The 13,517-nt window shown below is 63.1% G+C and carries 11 protein-coding genes; 5 read left to right on the top strand and 6 right to left on the bottom strand.

The genetic code is table 11. The features are described 5' to 3' along the window. Nucleotides 1-2 precede the first annotated feature (2 nt). The 4 genes from QAZ22_RS14150 to QAZ22_RS14135 are packed head-to-tail and all read left to right on the top strand — an operon-like array spanning nucleotide 3 to nucleotide 5,548. A complete protein-coding gene (locus QAZ22_RS14150; protein WP_278207376.1) occupies nucleotides 3-2,114 on the top strand; it encodes an SMP-30/gluconolactonase/LRE family protein in 2,112 nt (703 codons plus the stop codon). Further along, nucleotides 2,114-3,205, top strand: a complete 1,092-nt coding sequence (locus QAZ22_RS14145) for a hypothetical protein (protein ID WP_278207375.1) — start codon at nucleotides 2,114-2,116, stop codon at nucleotides 3,203-3,205. Before QAZ22_RS14150 ends, QAZ22_RS14145 begins: the two co-directional genes overlap by 1 nt. Next, nucleotides 3,202-4,692 (top strand): sugar ABC transporter ATP-binding protein, encoded by a 1,491-nt coding sequence (locus QAZ22_RS14140; RefSeq protein WP_278207374.1) that lies wholly within the window; start codon nucleotides 3,202-3,204, stop codon nucleotides 4,690-4,692. Before QAZ22_RS14145 ends, QAZ22_RS14140 begins: the two co-directional genes overlap by 4 nt. A gap of 1 nt (nucleotide 4,693) precedes the next feature. Continuing rightward, complete coding sequence (locus QAZ22_RS14135) at nucleotides 4,694-5,548, top strand: hydroxymethylglutaryl-CoA lyase (RefSeq protein WP_278207373.1); 855 nt, start codon at nucleotides 4,694-4,696, stop codon at nucleotides 5,546-5,548. 49 nt (nucleotides 5,549-5,597) lie between these two features. Here the strand turns inward: QAZ22_RS14135 and QAZ22_RS14130 are convergent, their stop codons facing one another. Further along, nucleotides 5,598-6,107: a TetR/AcrR family transcriptional regulator gene (locus QAZ22_RS14130; protein ID WP_278207372.1), complete on the bottom strand. Its 510-nt coding sequence runs from the start codon at nucleotides 6,105-6,107 to the stop codon at nucleotides 5,598-5,600. An 89-nt stretch (nucleotides 6,108-6,196) separates the two neighbouring features. Between QAZ22_RS14130 and QAZ22_RS14125 the strand changes: the two genes are divergently transcribed. Then, nucleotides 6,197-6,625: a hypothetical protein gene (locus tag QAZ22_RS14125; protein WP_278207371.1), complete on the top strand. Its 429-nt coding sequence runs from the start codon at nucleotides 6,197-6,199 to the stop codon at nucleotides 6,623-6,625. Between the two features lie 22 nt (nucleotides 6,626-6,647). Here the strand turns inward: QAZ22_RS14125 and QAZ22_RS14120 are convergent, their stop codons facing one another. From QAZ22_RS14120 to QAZ22_RS14100, 5 genes are all read right to left on the bottom strand, one after another. Then, nucleotides 6,648-8,150, bottom strand: coding sequence for a sugar ABC transporter ATP-binding protein (locus QAZ22_RS14120; protein ID WP_278207370.1), 1,503 nt, complete (start codon nucleotides 8,148-8,150; stop codon nucleotides 6,648-6,650). After that, nucleotides 8,147-9,286 carry a strictosidine synthase gene (locus QAZ22_RS14115; protein WP_278207369.1) on the bottom strand — a complete coding sequence of 380 codons (1,140 nt, stop codon included), beginning with the start codon at nucleotides 9,284-9,286 and terminating at the stop codon, nucleotides 8,147-8,149. Before QAZ22_RS14115 ends, QAZ22_RS14120 begins: the two co-directional genes overlap by 4 nt. After that, nucleotides 9,283-11,397, bottom strand: a complete 2,115-nt coding sequence (locus QAZ22_RS14110; protein WP_278207368.1) for an SMP-30/gluconolactonase/LRE family protein — start codon at nucleotides 11,395-11,397, stop codon at nucleotides 9,283-9,285. Before QAZ22_RS14110 ends, QAZ22_RS14115 begins: the two co-directional genes overlap by 4 nt. A gap of 70 nt (nucleotides 11,398-11,467) precedes the next feature. After that, on the bottom strand, nucleotides 11,468-12,472 hold the full coding sequence (locus QAZ22_RS14105) for a sugar ABC transporter substrate-binding protein (protein WP_278207367.1): 1,005 nt from the start codon (nucleotides 12,470-12,472) through the stop codon (nucleotides 11,468-11,470). A gap of 31 nt (nucleotides 12,473-12,503) precedes the next feature. After that, the gene (locus tag QAZ22_RS14100; protein WP_278207842.1) at nucleotides 12,504-13,502 is read right to left on the bottom strand and encodes an ABC transporter permease; all 999 of its coding nucleotides are present in this window, start codon (nucleotides 13,500-13,502) and stop codon (nucleotides 12,504-12,506) included. Nucleotides 13,503-13,517: the final 15 nt, after the last annotated feature.

Raw genomic sequence — 13,517 nt, 5'->3', positions numbered from 1 at the left:
GCATGGCAGAAAGCAAGACGCTGATACAATTGCGCTACAGGTATTTCTCCGGCCGCCTGGTCGGAGAAATCCTGTCGAAGAGCTGGATCGACAGCGCGATTCCCGTCGCCGCCCTGCTGGTGGTGACAATCATCATGGCCTCCGTCATTCCGGGCCTGCTCAACGCCGCCTATATCGCCGATCTTTCGCGGCAATTGGCGGAGTTCGGTCTGGTGGCGTTGGCGCTCACCATCGTCATCATGTCCGGCGGCATCGATCTTTCAGTCGGCTCGATGTTCGCGCTCTGCGTGCTCGCCGCCCTGGTCGGCATGAACGTGCTCGGCTTGCCCTTCCCGGTGGCGCTAGCAATGACGCTGGTGACCGGGCTCGTGTGCGGCCTGCTCAACGGCGTGCTGATCGGGTATCTGAGGCTCCGCGCCTTCATCACCACGCTTGTGACGCTGGTCATCTACCGCTCCATCTATGACATCATCTTCCCGAGGCTTGCCAGTGCCATCGTCGGCAACACGCCGGAGTCGCCAGTCTGGGACACGCTCGGCTTCGGCGATTTCCACGGCTTGCCCGTTTCCTTCCTGATCTTCGTCGTCATCGCCGTCGCGATCCACATCACGCTGTCGCGGCTCAGGCCCGGCTGGCGGCTGAGAGCCGTCGGCGGCGCCCGTAAATCGGCCTACAACGCCGGCATCAACGTCAAGCGGACCGTCTGCATGGCCTATGTGTCGTCAGGCATCCTGACGGCGGTGGCGGCATTCCTGTTCTCCGCCCGGCTCGGCAGCACCGGCGCCGACACCGGCGTAGGCCTCGAAATCCAGGTGCTGACGGCCGTCGTGCTGGGCGGCGTGTCGCTCGGCGGCGGACGCGGCTCGGTCGGCAGCGCCATCATCGGCGCGATCCTGGTGCTGATCCTCACCAACGGCCTCATCCGGCTGTCGACGCCCGGCTCCGTCAACCAGTTGCTGCTCGGCCTGATCCTGATCCTCGCCGTGCTCTTCGACGCGAAATGGGTGAAAAACCGCGGCAAGATCCTGAGCAAGGTCTATGTCTCGCCCACCTATCTCGAATTGCCGGAGCGGCGGAAAGCCGCCGACGACCCCTTCGCCCTCAACGACCGGCTCGCCGATGTCGAGATCATCGGTCTCGGCGATGTCGAAGGGCCGGAAGACGTGGTGCTCGACCGCAACGACCATCTCTATACCGGCACGCGTCACGGCACGATCGTCCGTTTCCTCGCGCCCGACTACCGGAGACATGAGATCTTCGCCCGCATCGGCGGCCATCCGCTCGGCCTGTCCTTTGCGCAGAATGGCGACCTTTTGACCTGCGTCGGCGGCATGGGGGTCTACAAGGTCAGCCCGGGCGGCAAGATCGACCGCGTCACCGACGAGACCAACCGCAGCTGGCTGTCGGTGATTGACGATTCCCGCCTGAGGCTGCCCGACGATCTCGATGTCGCGCCGGATGGCCGCATCTTCTTCAGCGAGGCGACGATCCGCTACGAAATGTCCGACTGGGTGGTCGACGCGCTCGAAGGTCGCGGCAATGGCAGGCTGATCTGCCACGATCCCCGCACGGGCAGGACCCGCACCCTGCTGCGCGGCCTGATCTTCCCGAACGGCATCACCATCTGCCGCGACGGCCAGTCGCTGATCTTCGCCGAGACCTGGGCCTGCCGCATCTCGCGTTACTGGTTCGACGGCCCGCACAAGGGCAAGCGCGAAGTGCTGGTCGCCAACCTGCCCGGCTATCCTGACAACATCAATCGCGGCTCGAACGGCGCCTATTGGGTGGCGCTCCTCGGTCTCCGGACCCGGACGTTCGACCTCGCGATGAAGAAACCCGGCTTTCGCAAACGGATGGCCAGGCGGATCGCGGCCGACGAATGGCTGTTTCCCAATGTCAATCGCGGCTGCGTTGTGCAGATTTCCGAAAGTGGCGAAATCCTCGACGTGCTCTGGGATCGCGCCGGCGAAAACCATCCCTCGATCACTTCGACCTGCGAGCACAAGGGCTATCTCTATCTCGGCGGCGTCTCCAACAATCGCATCGGCCGCATCCGCCTGCCGAATGCCGATCCCTGCTGGACGGCGCGCAAGGACTATTGGGGGAAGGACTGATGAGCATCTTTTCCCGCATTTCCGCTTTTCTCGGCCGTGGCGACGAGGATGTGCTGAGGGTGCCTCCCATGGACGGCGTCTACAAGCCCAACAATCTGCTCGATACGACCGAACATCTGCTGGATCTGCCGGCTATCGACAATCTCGCGGCATCGCCGGCCGGACTTTATTGCAGCAGCGGCAACAGCCTGTTCCGCATCGACCTGCAGACGAAATCCGCTACGCTCGTGCGGCAATTCGACGGACCGGTTACGATGACCGCAGCCTCCCCCACAGGCGATGTCGCCGTCGCGGTCGAGGCCACCGGCCTCAAGCTGATCAGGGCGACGGGCGAGCAGCGACAGCTCGACCTTCCGCGCGAATACACGTCCTGCGTCAACGCCGGCCTGTTCGACGGTGAGGATGCCTTGCTGCTCGCCATCGGCTCCCGCCAGCACCCTATATCGGACTGGAAGCGCGACCTGATGAGCCACGGCACAACCGGCGAGCTCATCCGCTATGCCATATCCAGCGGCAAGACCGATGTCGTGCAGAGCGGGCTGGCCTTCCCCTACGGCCTGGCCCATACGCCCGATGGCGCCGTCGCCGTGGCGGAAAGCTGGCGGCACCGGATCGTTGCGGTGGCGCCCGGCGCAGCCCCTCGGAGCCTGCTGGGCGAACTGCCCGCTTACCCTGCCCGGCTCGCTCCATCATCGGATGGCAGCTACTGGCTCGCCCTGTTCGCACCGCGACGGCAATTGACCGAACTCGTGCTCACCGAGGCCGACTACCGCATGGAGATGATGGCGACCATACCGCCCGATGCCTGGATCGGCCCGGACTTTGCCGAGAGCGGCAACGAGGAACAGCCGCTGCAGGCCGGCTCCGTGCGGCAGATGGGCATCATAAAGCCTTGGGCGCCGTCGCGCTCCTACGGCATGGTCGTGCGCCTCGATGCCGATCTGTCGCCGGTCGCGAGCTATCATTCACGTGCCGACGGAAAGATGCACGGCATCGCCTCCGTTGTGGAGATGGACGGCTTTCTCTATGCCGCCTCGCGCGGCGCCGGCACCCTGCTCCGCCTGGACCTTTCGCGAGGCACCCGGTCATGACCGACATCGTCGAATTCAGGAATGCCACCAAGGAATTCCGCAGCGTTGCCGCCTTCAGGAACGTCAATTTCACGCTGCGCAAGGGCGAAGTCCATGCGCTGCTGGGCGAGAACGGCGCCGGCAAATCGACGCTCACCAAGGTCCTCGCCGGTCTCTATCCGCTGACATCCGGTGAGATGCTGGTGGAAGGCGAGGCACGCAGCTTCACATCGCCGGGCGATGCACTGTCGCATGGCGTCGCCATGGTCTTCCAGGAGACGAACCTCATCCCCTCCATGACTGTGGCGCAGAACCTCTTCCTCGGCGAGGAGAATTTCTTCAACCGGCTGCGCGGCGTCAACATCCGGGCACAGCAGCAATTGCAGCGGTTGAGCTTTCACGTCGAGCCGACGGCGCTGGTCTCCTCCCTTGGCGCCGCCAAGAAGCAGATGGTCGAAATTGCGCGGGCGGTGCAGCACAATGCCCGCATCTTCATCTTCGACGAGCCGACGGCCACATTGACGCCTGAGGAGAAGCAGCATTTCTTCGCCCTGGTCGAGCGGCTGAAGGCCGATGGCGGCTCGATCATCTTCATCAGCCACGCGCTCGAAGAAGCCCTCGCGGTCGCCGACCGCATCTCGATCCTGCGCGACGGCGAGCTGGTCGTCACCGACGAGACCGGGAATTTCACCCGCGACCGCATCGTGCAGGCCATGGTCGGCCGCCAGTTGAAGGACGAGCTCTACGGCAAGAAGCGCATCGGCCGGCCGGCGGGCAGGAAGGTGCTGGCGCTCGAAAACGTCTCCATGGGCAAGGCGGTGCGCAGCGCCACAATGTCGATCTTCGCAGGTCAGATCACCGGCATGTTCGGGCTGGTCGGCGCCGGCCGCACGGAGATGATGAAGATCGCCTCCGGCGTGCTGAAGCGGGATTTCTTCCATGGCGGCCGCATCAAGCTGAACGGAGAGACGGTGCACTTCAACGTGCCGCGCAGCGCCATCAACAACCGCATCGCCTATATCACCGAGGACCGCAAGCTCGACGGCCTGTTCGACACGATGGGCATTGCCCAGAACATTTTCTATGGCAAGCTGGCGAAACGGGCCAATCCCGCATCGGTCGTGACCATGTCGCAGGCACGGCGCGAGGCCGCGGAATGGATCGACAGGCTCAGCATCCGCACCATCCGGCAGAACGCCAAAGTCGTCGAACTGTCGGGCGGCAACCAGCAGAAGGTGGTGATCGCCAAGAGCCTGATCCAGGCTCCGGAACTGATCATCTTCGACGAGCCGACACGCGGCGTCGACGTGGGCGCCATCGCCGAAATCCACGAGATGATCCAGAAGCTCGCCGATGCAGGCGCAGCCGTCGTCGTCATCTCCTCCTATCTTCCGGAAATCCTCGCCATCTCGGATCGCATCCTGGTGGCGCGGCAGGGCCGCATCGTCGAGGAGATGGCGATCGAGGACGCGACCGAGGAGAAAATCATGTATGCGGCGGTGCACTGAGATGACGGACGATCTGGTTTCCATTGTCGAGGTGGGCCCCCGCGACGGACTGCAAAACGAAAAACGCCTGATCTCGACGGAAGATAAGGTGAAGCTGATCGAGATGCTCTCGGATGCCGGCTTCAAACGGATCGAAGCAACGGCTTTCGTATCGCCGAAGTGGGTCCCGCAAATGGCCGATCATGAAGCGGTCATGGCGACCGTGAAACAAAAGCCTGGCACTGCCTATTCCGTGCTGGTTCCCAACGCCAAGGGCGCCAATGCAGCGATCGAGCACGGCGCCGATGAGATTGCGCTGTTCAGCAGTGCTTCCGAAACCTTCTCCAGGAAAAATACCAACTGCAGCATTGCGGAAGGGTTTGCGCGCTTTGAAGAGATCCTTGCGCTTGCAAGGGATCACGACGTCCCCGTGCGAGGCTACATCTCCTGCGCTGTCAATTGCCCGTACGAGGGACATATCGATCCAAACAACGTTGCGCATATCGCTCGAAAACTGTTTGCCATGGGATGCCATGAAATAGCCGTGGCTGACACGATTGGCACGGCCAGCCCCGGCGACGTCGACACCATGCTTGGAACGCTGCTCGAAGAGCTTCCGTCCGGCGTGATCGCCTGCCATTTCCATGACACGTATGGAAAGGCACTCGACAATGTTGACGTCGGACTGAGGCGCGGCATCCGGGTGTTCGACAGCGCCGCCGGAGGGCTCGGCGGATGTCCTTATGCGCCCGGGGCCGCGGGTAACCTGGCAAGCGGGGTGCTTGTCCGGCATCTGAAAGCGCGTGGTTTCAGCGTCGATGTTGACGTTGACAGAGTGGCACTCGCCGAAGACTTCGCGATGAAATTGACGGCATAGCAGACCACGCGTCGCTGCCGAACCTCGAGGGTTTGGGCAGTCTCCTCGTTCAAGCCTCCTCTGCGGCATCCGCAAAGAGCGCCCGAAGGAACGGCAGATACACGTCGCCCGGCGCCACCCCGTAATCCTGTGGCGACAAGGCGCTGAACCCGTTCCAAAGCGCAATAAACCCGATCGCCATATGCATGGGCGATAACGGCGGAACTTTTCCATAGCGCGCAAAAAGCACCGCAAAGCCGTCTGCGAACGTGGAGAGATGACCGGCATGCCGTTTGCGGAAGCTGGCACCGAAGTTCTGACTCCGATTTGCATACATCTGAAACTCGAGCATCAGATGTGACAGTCTCTGATCGGCGTGCTGCTCGTTCAGCCAACGCACCAATGCCAACAGCGTCTCATCGAGACTGCACGGTTCCGTCTCTCGGATAAGCGCGTCGAAACTTTCCGCCAGCTGCACCAGCTGGCCGTCCACCAGCTCGACGAGCAGCGAATCCTTGTCCGCGAAATTCCAATAGAACGCGCCCTGCGAATAGCCGGGGGTCTCGGATATGTCGCGCACGCTAGCCGGCACGATGCCGCGCTCGGCAATAAGCGCCGTCCACGGGCTCCCTGTGAGAGGCTACGTCTCCTGCGCCATCGACTGCCGGTATGAGGGGGGCTATCGAGCCGGAAGCGGTGAGAGATGTCTCCGAGCGCCTGATTGGCATCGGCTGCGGGGAGGTGGCCGTCGCGGATACGATCGGACGCGCGAGTCCCGAAAGGGTCGATCGGATGCTGGCCGAGGTTACCCGTGGCATTGCTGCCTCGCATCTTGCCTGTCACTTCCACGACACGTCGGGCCAGGCCTTGGCGAACGTCGATGTTGCCTTGGCCTTCGGCATCCGGATCTTCGACAGCGCTGTCGGCGGGCTGGGCGGTTGCCCCTATGCGCCGGGTGCGGCCGGCAATGTCGCCACGGAGGCTGTCGTCGCGCATTTAACGCGGCTCGGCTACGACACTGGCGTCGACATCCGGAAGCTGGCGCATGCCCGCGCCCTGGCGCTACGCCTGAAAGCCGGCGCGGGTTCGCGCGACTGATCCATCGCTTCAGCGCACGATCCTAATGGACCGCGGCATACATGATTGCCTCTTCCGTTGCGTTGCGGCGATCCATTTCCTCGACGATCTTGCCCTGGCGCGCAATGAGAATCCGGTCCGACAGCGTGAGGATCTCCGGCAGGTAGGAAGAGATCACCGCGATTGCGATTCCCTGGTCGGCGAGCTGGTTGATGAAGGCGTGGATCTCGGCGATGGCGCCGACATCGACGCCGCGCGTCGGCTCGTCGAAGATCACCAGCTTCGGCTTCTGCACCAGGGCCTTGGCGATGACGACCTTCTGCTGGTTGCCGCCTGACAGCTCGATGACCTTCGCATTGGGGTCGATGGCACGGATGTTCAGACGCTTGCGCCAGTCTTCGGCGAGCGAGCGCGCCTGCTTCATCGATATGATGTTCAGGCCGCCATAGGCCTGGCCGCCGAGATGGCCCATATAGATGTTCTCGGCGATGCTCATCGTCTCGAAAAAGCCCTCGGCCTTGCGCTCCTCGGTGACGTAGACGATGCCGTCGCGGACGGCGGGCGCCGGCACCAGATAGCGCTTGGGCTGGCCGCCGATCTTGACTTCGCCGCCGTGGAAGAAGTCGCGCTTGAGCACGCCGCTGACGACTTTCAGCGTCTCGGTGCGGCCGGATCCGACAAGGCCGAAGATGCCCGTCACCTGGCCGGCATAAAGCGAGAAGGACGTGTTGCGGACCATGTTGCCCATCGACAGGTTCTCGACCGAAAGCACTTTTGGCCCGCGCCGACGCGGCGCGCGGCTCCGCGAAGCGCCGCTGTAGATCTCGTCGGTGAGCGTGCGGCCGACCATCGCCTGGATGATCTTCTGGCGATCGAAGGCGGACGCCTTGTCGGATGCAACCAGTCTGCCGTCGCGCAGGATGGTGATGCGATCCGCCACCAGCAGCGCTTCCTCCAGCGCATGCGAGATGAAGATGATCGAGACCCCTTCTTCCTTCAGTTTCCTGATCAGCTTGAAGAAATAGCTCTTCTCCTCGGGCGTCAGCGTCGCCGTCGGCTCGTCGAAGATGATTACCTTGGCCTTGTGGTGAACCGCCCGCGCGATCTCCACCATCTGTTTCTGGGCTGCGCCGAGCGAGCCGACGATCGCCGAGGGATCGACATGGAAATTGAGCGACTGCAGGAATTGCTGGGCCGAGATATAGACGCCGCGCAGGCGATTGAGCGGCTTCTCCTTGCCGAGATAGATGTTCTGGGCGACCGTCATCGATGGCACCAGGCTGTTCTCCTGGTAGACCATGGCGATGCCCTTCGCGAGGCCCTCGGCGGGGGTGCTGAGGCGCTCTTCCCGGCCATCGATGAACAGCTTGCCGCTGCTCAGCGGATAGACCCCTGCTAGGACCTTGGTGAGCGTGGATTTGCCGGCGCCGTTTTCGCCGAGCAAAGCGTGGATCTCGCCAGGCAGCAGTTGGAAATCGACATCCAGGAACGCCGGATTGCCGCGGAAATCCTTGGTTGCCGCCTTGAGATCGACAATGGGTGTCATGCTACGGCATCCAAGGTGGAAACGATGTCGGGCTCGCTAGGATCGAGGTGGTCGATGGCGATGATCTCGCCGCGGCCTTTCGAGGTCAAAAGCAACTGCCCGGCCTGCTCCGCGCAGGAAGTTATGCCGTGGCGCTTGCCGTCGGCCCGGCTGTGCGCGCTCCAGATCGGCTGGAACTCATCGTCAAGCCTAACCACGAGCCCGTAGGAGCGCGTGGGCGCCCATGGCTTGTGAATGCCGAGCCGGATGACCCCGCCCGCCTGCAGCGGCTCCTTAAAGCTATGGCCGCTCGATAGCGTGGGCGCGATCCAGTATTCGGGAGCGACCGTCTCCATCATCTCGCGCTTGTAGCGTTTTTCACGCAGCACGAACTCCTGCAGCTGGGAGCGCACAGCAAACAGGGTCAGCCAATACCCTCCCCGGATAGACGGACAGATGCGGCCCGGATAGGCCGGAAGGTCCGCCAGCGGCGTTGCGCGGCCTTCGCCGCCGATCCCGACCGTCAGTAGACGGTGCCGCCATGCCTCGCTGACGGCCACACGATCGCGGCCGGCGATGCACACGCCGGAAGGATAGCCGAGACCATCCTGGATCACCGAAGCGTCGCGGGCACCGATATTGATCTTCAGCACGCTGCCGCCGCGGCCGAGCTCCAGCAGGTCCCGCGCCCATTCGCCAACGGGATGTGCGCCCGAACCGTTGCAGACCACGAGCGTGTCTTCATCGGCAAACACGCCGGCGGTCGGGCAATTGAGGCGTTGATTGCCGAGGGCGGCCGGCAGCCGCTGACCATCATGCGATCCGCCCACGATCGCGATGCCCTGCCCATCCAGGCCGACTGCGATCGCGCCGCCGGCGGAGGCCGCCAGGAACGTGATGTCCGCCTCATAGGTCGCGCGCGTCGCGACCGAACCGTCGCTCGCGATCTCGACCAGGCTTCTTCCCGACGAGGCCAGGACGAGGTTGCCGGCGATCAACAGATTATCGGCGTCCTTCAGCGTCGCGATGCTGGAGACCTGTTCAAGAAGATTGTTCGGCTTCAGCGCGCCGTCCATGACCGGCACGGTGATCGAATGCTCGCCGCGGCCGCCCATGAACCGGTCGACGATGCCACCGACGAAACGCAAGAGGCTCATGCGCGCGCTCCCCAATAGGCGGCCTGCGACGTCCATTCGGGATCGGCATCGGGCAATTTCAGCCGGCCGATCCTGTCGTTGTAGAGGCCGCCGAGATAGAGATGGCCCTTGTGCTCGCGCATCGACGTCACCATGGGATGGTTCTTGCCGCCAAGGTCCCAGTAGGATTCGACGATCTCGCCATCGGGCCTGAACTTCAGGACGCAGCCGGTGTTGATGTTGGGGAACAGCCACTCGTCCCTGGCGACCCGCTTGGCCATGCGTTTGCGCAGCGACGGCATCCGCATCGCGAGATCCAGAGCGGGCGACCTCATGCCGACCAGGGCCAGCCAGAAATTGCCGTCCGAGGCGCGATTGATATTGTCCGGATATCCGGGAAGGTTCGCGATCGTGACCTCGCGCTTGCCCTTATTCGGCCCCGCGAACCAGTACCGGTTTATGCGGCATCCCCAGGTCTCGGCGAAGAAGAAGGATTCTCCGTCGCCGGCCATGCAGACCCCGTTCGGGAACTGCAGGTCGCGCAGGATCGTCGCCGTCGACCGGTCCCGCGGGTCGTAGCAGATTAGGCGTCCGTTGCCGCGGCTCTCCAGCGCATCGGTAGGCCAGTCATGCATGTCGTAGCGGATGGTCGCTTCCGAGAAGAAGATGCGGCCGTCCGGCGCGATGTCGAGGTCGTCGGCGAGCTTGAGGCGGGAATCGTCGATGACCGACAGGAAGGTGCGCTTGGTCTCGTCGGTGAGCTTGGTCACCTTGCGGTCGGGCGAGACCTGGTAGAGGCCCATGCCGCCGATGCAGACATTGAGGTTGTCGTCGGCGTCGAACGCCATCCCCAGCGGGTGGCCGCCGATATGCACGAAAATCTCCCACTGCGCATAATCGGGCGCCAGGAAGCGCACGATGTCGCCATGGCGATTGGGGCAGTAGAGATTGTCCTGGCCGTCGAAGATGACGTCCTCCGGCCCCTCGATCTCTCCCTTGCCGATCAGCGTGACGTCCTTCAGCCGGTCGTTGAGCGCGTAGGGGCTCGCCGATCCGGCGTCGGTGTCGGGAAGCTCGGGCAGGCGGAAATAACTCGGCGAGAAATAGACCTTGTTGAGCAGCTTGTGCCTGTTCTTCAGCCAGCGAACGTCGATGGCCACGACGCAGAGCAGCACGATGCCGAGGATCATCGAACTGATGCCGCCGGTGATGCCGATGCGGACCATGCTGTCGGTGAGGATGAGCACGACCACCGCGCCCAGCACGGACTTCACGACCGAGCCGCGGCCGCCGCCCAAACTGTTGCCCCCGAGGACGGCCGCTGTCAGCGCGGCGATCTCGAGGCCGACGCCGGTGTCCGATCCGGCGCTGCCGAGACGCGCGGCGAAAAACACACCGGCCAGCGACACCAGCACGCTCGACCAGACATAGGTCGAGAAGATGACGAACTTGACCTTCAGGCCGGCATTGTAGGCCGAGCGGCGGCTGCCGCCGACAGCGGTGATGTGCCAGCCCGTCCTGGCGCGGGTGAGCACCACATGCCACAGCACGATGACGACCAGGGCTACGAGAAAGGAGAACGGGATCCCGAAGACGCTGCCCTCCCCGATGAAGGCCCAGAGGTCGGAATCCGGGAACACCGCCGAGACGTCCACCGCATAGTGGAGCAGGATGATGTCGACGACTGATCGGATGATGATCAGCGTCACAAGCGTCGTCAGGAACGCCCGGATGCGCAGATAGCCGATCAGGAAGCCGTTGACCGCGCCGCAGACGGCTCCGACCGCCAGCGTGGCAAGCACTGTCGCCCAAACCGGCCAGCCGAGCAGCGAGATGCAGATCAGGGCCGTGATGTTGGCAAGCGCAAAGACGCTGCCGACCGAAAGGTCGAGCCCGCCCGCGAGCAGCACGATGCCCGTCGCCACGACCACCAGCGCGAACTCCGAGAGCTGGCGCGACGTCTCGGTCACGCTGTCGAGCGTGAAGAAATGCGGATTTTCCAGAAGGAAGAAACCGACCGTGAGGATCGTGGCAAAAACCGGAACGGCATTGTCGCTCCAGCGCTTCGACAGCACTTCGCCAAGCACCTTTTCAGGAAAATAACGAAAATAGAGGCGCTCGATCGCTTCCATCACAACGTCCCAATCAAATCCGGCCTCGGCCGGGGCCGCCGCCTTGTCGCGCAGCGGCCCAGCCTGTTCCCTACTTCTTCAACTGATCGAGGTCCCAGCAGCTGTTCGCTGACATGGTGTCCTTGGTGATGAACTTGTTGGGGGTATAGAGCGCGAATTTGAGCGAGCCTGCCGGCTCCTTCGACTGCAGCAAGACCTTGATGGTGTTGTTCAGGTCTCGGCCCTGCCCCTCGACGTCATAGGAGATGACCTCGTTGAACGTGCCGTTCTGCACGCCCTGGCACGCGGTCTTGTTTCCGCCGCCCGAGGTGATCAGGTAGATGTCCTTGCCCGACTCCTGAATGGCCGCGCCGGTCCCCGCATCCATGACGTCCCAGAAGCCAATGATGCCGCAAAGATCCGGGTTCTGCTGGATCACCGTCTGGGCGATGCCATGCGCCTTGGACTGATCCCAGTCACCCGTCTGGCTGGAGACTATCTTGATATCGTCATGGCCCTTGAGCGTTTCGGTGATGGCGTTGAGCTGATAGACGCTGGCCGCCGCCGTTGCCGGACCTTGGATGATGGCGATCTTGCCGCTCTTGCCGGTGGCCTTGCCGCATTTCTCGATCATGCGGTTGGCGGCGTACTGGCCAATCCCGTACCAGTCGGCACCGACGAAGGCATCGGTCTGATAGCTCGACTTCATGTTGACCTGGACGACCTTGATGCCCGAATCCTCGGCCTTCTTCAGGGTGCGGGCGTAGGACGCCACATCGAAATTCTGCACGACGATGATGTCCGGCTTCTCGGTGATCGCCTGGGTCAGCGCGCGCGTGCCGGTGTCGGTGCTCCAGTTGGCGTCGCGGATGTCGATCGTGTAGCCGAGCCGCTTGGCTTCCTTTTCCATAATCGCGGCCCAGCCTTCCGGCAGGTCGAAGCTCATCGACATCGGCACGAAGACCACTTTCTTGCCGGCAAGCGAATCGAGCGTCGGCTGCCTGAGCGCATCGGCCATGCCCTCCTGCGCCGTCGCGCAGCTCGTGAAAATGATGGCCGCCGTGAGCGCGGCCGCCGCGTATTTCAGGATCATCATCTCGGTTCCTCCCATTCGATGACTGTCGGTTTCAGATGTCCCCTTGCTGCGATGTCTGTTCATCTCGGGGGTTGAGAAGGGCGTCGATCACCAGCGCGAAGAGCAGCACCGTGCTCTTGAGCAGGTTCTGGACCGTGTAGGAGATGTTGAGGATGGTCATGCCGTTCAGCAGCAGGCCGATCAGCACCGTGCCGACCAGGATGTTGCGGACGCCGCCGCGTCCGCCGGTGAGGCCGATGCCGCCCAATATGACGACCAGAAGCACGTCGTATATCAGGGTGGAGTTGACCATGCGCATGTTCATGCTGGCCACGGAAGCCGCCGTCGCGCAGCCGGCCAGGAAGGCCATGGTGCTCGAGATTACATATTGCAGGATGATGATCGGCCGGACCGGTATGCCGGTGATCCGCGCCGTGGAGATGTTGTCTCCGATGCCGTAGATGAAGCGCCCGAGACCGGTCTTCCTGAGGAAGAGATAGAGTGCTGCCGAGCAGATCGCGAACAGCCAGATCGGCATCGGGATGCCAAGCACGGCGCCGCGTCCGAGAAACAGGAACCAGTGCAGATTGTCGGGAATGTTGTTTACGTCGAGCGACGCTATCACCCCTCGCCCGAGGCCATAGACGATCGCCGATACCGCGAGCGTCGCAAAGATGGCCGGGATTTCGACATAGGCGATCAGGAAACCCATCACCACCGCGACGGCGACCGCGAAGGCCAGCCCGAGGGCCAGGGCGGTAGAGAACGCATAGCCCTGGTTGGCAAGTACGATCGACAAAGTGAGCGAGACCGCCATCACCGCGACCAGGGAAAGGTCGACGCCGCGGCCGATGACCACCACCGCCATACCGAGGCTGAGCATGCCCAGCATGGCGACGTTCCGGATCAGGTTGAGGATGTTCTCCGGGCTGAGGAATCCATTGAGGGCGACCGAGAAATAGACAAAGAGGAGCACCGCGACGACGAACACGATCAGTTCCTGGGTGAGGCCGATCCGGTGCCTTGTCTTCGTCGCCGCGCTCGGCGTCATTTTTTCGGATGCTGT

It is taken from the genome of Mesorhizobium sp. WSM4906 (assembly GCF_029674625.1).
Classification (GTDB): domain Bacteria; phylum Pseudomonadota; class Alphaproteobacteria; order Rhizobiales; family Rhizobiaceae; genus Mesorhizobium.
Note: the sequence above shows the minus strand (reverse complement) of the source record. Positions and strands in the feature narration are given on the sequence as shown.